Source organism: Ruminococcus sp., from assembly GCF_016283395.1.
Genome location: NZ_JAEEMU010000014.1, coordinates 1 through 3,112 on the forward strand (window position 1 = coordinate 1; position 3,112 = coordinate 3,112).

The window sequence follows — 3,112 nt, forward strand, 5'->3', positions numbered from 1 at the left end:
GACAACGTAAGCTTCACACTTGGCAGAACAGACAAGGTAGCATTCGTAGGTGAAAGCGAGCAGGCTATCACTATGCTGTTCAAGATACTCATGGAAGAGGAGCAGCCTGACAGCGGAAGCTTCAAATGGGGAGTATCCGTTACTACTTCATATATGCCTGTTGACAACTCAGAGTACTTCAACGGCTGCGAGCTTTCAATACTCGACTGGATAAGACAGTATTCCGTAAAGGACGAAACAGAGACATATCTCCGCGGATTCCTCGGACGTATGCTGTTCTCGGGTGATGATGTATATAAGCCTGTAAATGTACTTTCGGGAGGCGAAAAGGTGAGATGTATGTTCTCACGTATGATGCTTTTCGGCTCGAACGTACTTCTTCTCGACCGTCCTACAAACCACCTCGACCTTGAAAGTATCACAGCTGTAAACAACAGCCTTATCAACTTCAAGGGCGTTGTACTTCTCGCGTCTCACGACCATGAGATAATGCAGACTACTGCAAACCGTATAATCGAGATACTTCCCGAGGGCTGCCTTGACAGACAGGGCACATATGAGGAATTCATCGACTTCAAGAAAGCAAACGGAATGTTATGATAATAATAAAAAAGTCCTAAAGCACGGGGGGATTGTGCTTTAGGACTTTTTTCATTCTTCTGATTCTTCCCTTGGAAGAAGATTCTGACTGCATTTTTCACGCCAGTCTCTATAGAAGCTTTGTCTGTGAACAAAGTCTATGGCCTGTGAAGCCTTTTCGTCCTGTATCATACTTTCGTATGACTGAGTATACTCATAGGCACGGCAGATATTGCTGCCTATGACAAAGTCGATAAAGCTGTATGAAGTCTCGATGACATCGGGTGCAGCAGCTGTTTCGGGAGTCGTATAGACGCTGCTTGCGCTGTAGGGATCAATGCTGCTGATGATAGAGCTGATATTGTCAACCTTGGTATCATCGAGAGCAGCAAGCTCACGGATATCATCGAATGGCATGAAATCGTCTTCTTTTGTTTCCGTAAGAACAGAGCTTAACCACAGATCGTCCAGAAGCTGATAGCTTGACGAATAATCGGTTTCACTTGTCCATAATCGGTTGAATCTATCAATAGTGCCTTCTTCGTTCATGTAGAAACCGCACCATACTCTGCCGTCTGACTGGATAAAAAGGTCGGATTTGATATCTGAATTGATATTGTATAGTTTTTCGCGGTATATTATCGTGGTTTCCGCGAGTTTTTTAGGAGCAGATGAAGTGTTTGAAGCTACGGTTTTAGTGACGCTTGGCTGAGACTGCGATCCTGCTGACTCTTCTTCCGCTGAGCGCGAGACGCAGCCTATTAGCATTATGGCAGACAAGGCGGCTGTAACCAGTCGTTTCATGTTTAGCCTCCTAAATTCGGGAGAAAACTTCTCCTATTCTTTCGCAGATAAGAAGATCTGCGTTTTTGTCCATTTGGGTAGGTGCCATGTTGATAATAACTAAGTTGTTGCCTTTGAAATAGCGTATAAGACCTGCTGCGGGATATACGTTAAGTGAAGTGCCGCCAATGATAAGTGTATCAGCGTTTGCTATAGCCTGTACAGCACCGCTGACTGTATCATCGTTGAGAGCCTCTTCGTAAAGAACTACATCGGGTTTTACTATGCCGCCGCATTCGCATTTGGGTATGCCCTCAGAGTTTGCGATGAATTCAACATCGTGAAATTTACCGCATTTTGTACAGTAGTTCCTGAGTACGCTTCCGTGGAGCTCATAGACCTTTTTGCTTCCTGCTGCCTGATGAAGTCCGTCGATGTTCTGTGTAACAACGGCTGTAAGTTTGCCCTCAGCTTCGAGCTGTGCAAGCTTCAGATGAGCTGCATTGGGCTTTGCATCGAGGCAGAGCATTTTAGCTCTGTAGAAGCGGTAGAATTCCTCAGTCTTTTCCATAAAGAAAGTATGACTGAGTATCATTTCCGGCGGATATTTCCACTGCTGATTGTAAAGACCGTCAACGCTTCTGAAATCGGGTATGCCGCTTTCGGTAGATACTCCCGCACCGCCGAAGAATACTATTCTCTGGGAGTTGTTTACGATATCAGCAAGTTTTTCAATATTGTCCATAGCTCAATCTCCCATGACCTTGACGAAGAACTTTCTTGTCCTCGGTCCGTCAAATTCGCAGAAATAAATATCCTGCCATGTGCCGAGAAGGAGCTTTCCGCCGCTGATGATAATAGTTTCGCTTGCTCCGACAGCTGATGATTTAAGGTGAGCATCGGAGTTGCCTTCCGCGTGTTTGAAAATAGATAAGTCAGGGAACACCTTATCTATACCGTGAATGAAATCCGTCTGGACATCGGGATCGGCATTTTCATTTATGGTTATAGCCGCAGTGGTATGTGGACAGTAAACTATGCATATCCCTTCGAGAACACCGCTTTCTTTAACGGATTCACTAACCTCACGTGTGATATCCACAAGCCCCTCAGCAGGTGTGCTCAGTTTGAAATTAAATAACATATATCAGTAACTCCTTTCGTGTAGATAGTTTTATTTATATGAAAAATATCGAAATTCAGGTTTGATAGAACCTACAGAAGTAATTCAGCGGACAGATATCGCATTTAGGCTTACGCGCATTGCAGATATCTCTGCCGAACTCTACGGTCCTGTGGCAGAAATCCGAGGATACTTCGGGAGGTATGAGCTTTACAAGGTCTTTTTCCACCTTTGCGGGCTCTTTATTCTTGGTAAGTCCAAGCCTTCCTGTTATGCGTATGCAATGGGTATCGGTCACCATTGCAGGCTTGCCGAAAACGTCACCCAGCATAAGATTGGCAGTCTTTCTGCCTATACCCGAAAGAGTGAGAAGCTCTTCCATAGTATCGGGAACTTCGCCGCCGAAGTCGTTTATGAGCTGATTAGCCATTTCCTTGAGGCTTTTGGCTTTGTTATGGTAGAAGCCGCAGGGCTTTACGTCCTGTTCAAGCTCTGCAAGGTCGGCATTTGCAAAGGCTTCGAGGCTGGGATACTTCTTGAAAAGTGTCTCCGTGACCACGTTTACTCTCGCATCAGTACACTGAGCAGCAAGACGGGCAGCAAACATAAGCTCGTAGGGCTTATCGT

At 45.3% G+C, this 3,112-nt stretch carries 5 protein-coding genes; 1 reads left to right on the top strand and 4 read right to left on the bottom strand.

All coding sequences use genetic code 11. The features are described from left to right. On the top strand, positions 1-600 hold a 600-nt coding region (locus QZZ41_RS00300; RefSeq protein WP_295066593.1), incomplete at its 5' end, for an ATP-binding cassette domain-containing protein. A 51-nt stretch (positions 601-651) separates the two neighbouring features. Here QZZ41_RS00300 and QZZ41_RS00305 read toward each other — a convergent pair. The 4 genes from QZZ41_RS00305 to nth form a co-directional block, all read right to left on the bottom strand. Next, positions 652-1,383 carry a hypothetical protein gene (locus tag QZZ41_RS00305; protein ID WP_295066595.1) on the bottom strand — a complete coding sequence of 244 codons (732 nt, stop codon included), beginning with the start codon at positions 1,381-1,383 and terminating at the stop codon, positions 652-654. A 10-nt stretch (positions 1,384-1,393) separates the two neighbouring features. After that, positions 1,394-2,107 carry an NAD-dependent protein deacylase gene (locus tag QZZ41_RS00310; RefSeq protein ID WP_295066597.1) on the bottom strand — a complete coding sequence of 238 codons (714 nt, stop codon included), beginning with the start codon at positions 2,105-2,107 and terminating at the stop codon, positions 1,394-1,396. Positions 2,108-2,110: 3 nt separating this feature from the next. After that, entirely contained in the window at positions 2,111-2,506 is a 396-nt protein-coding gene (locus QZZ41_RS00315) for a secondary thiamine-phosphate synthase enzyme YjbQ (RefSeq protein ID WP_295066599.1), read from the bottom strand. A gap of 55 nt (positions 2,507-2,561) precedes the next feature. Then, the coding region (nth, locus tag QZZ41_RS00320) for an endonuclease III (protein ID WP_295066601.1) at positions 2,562-3,112 on the bottom strand (551 nt) is incomplete at its 5' end.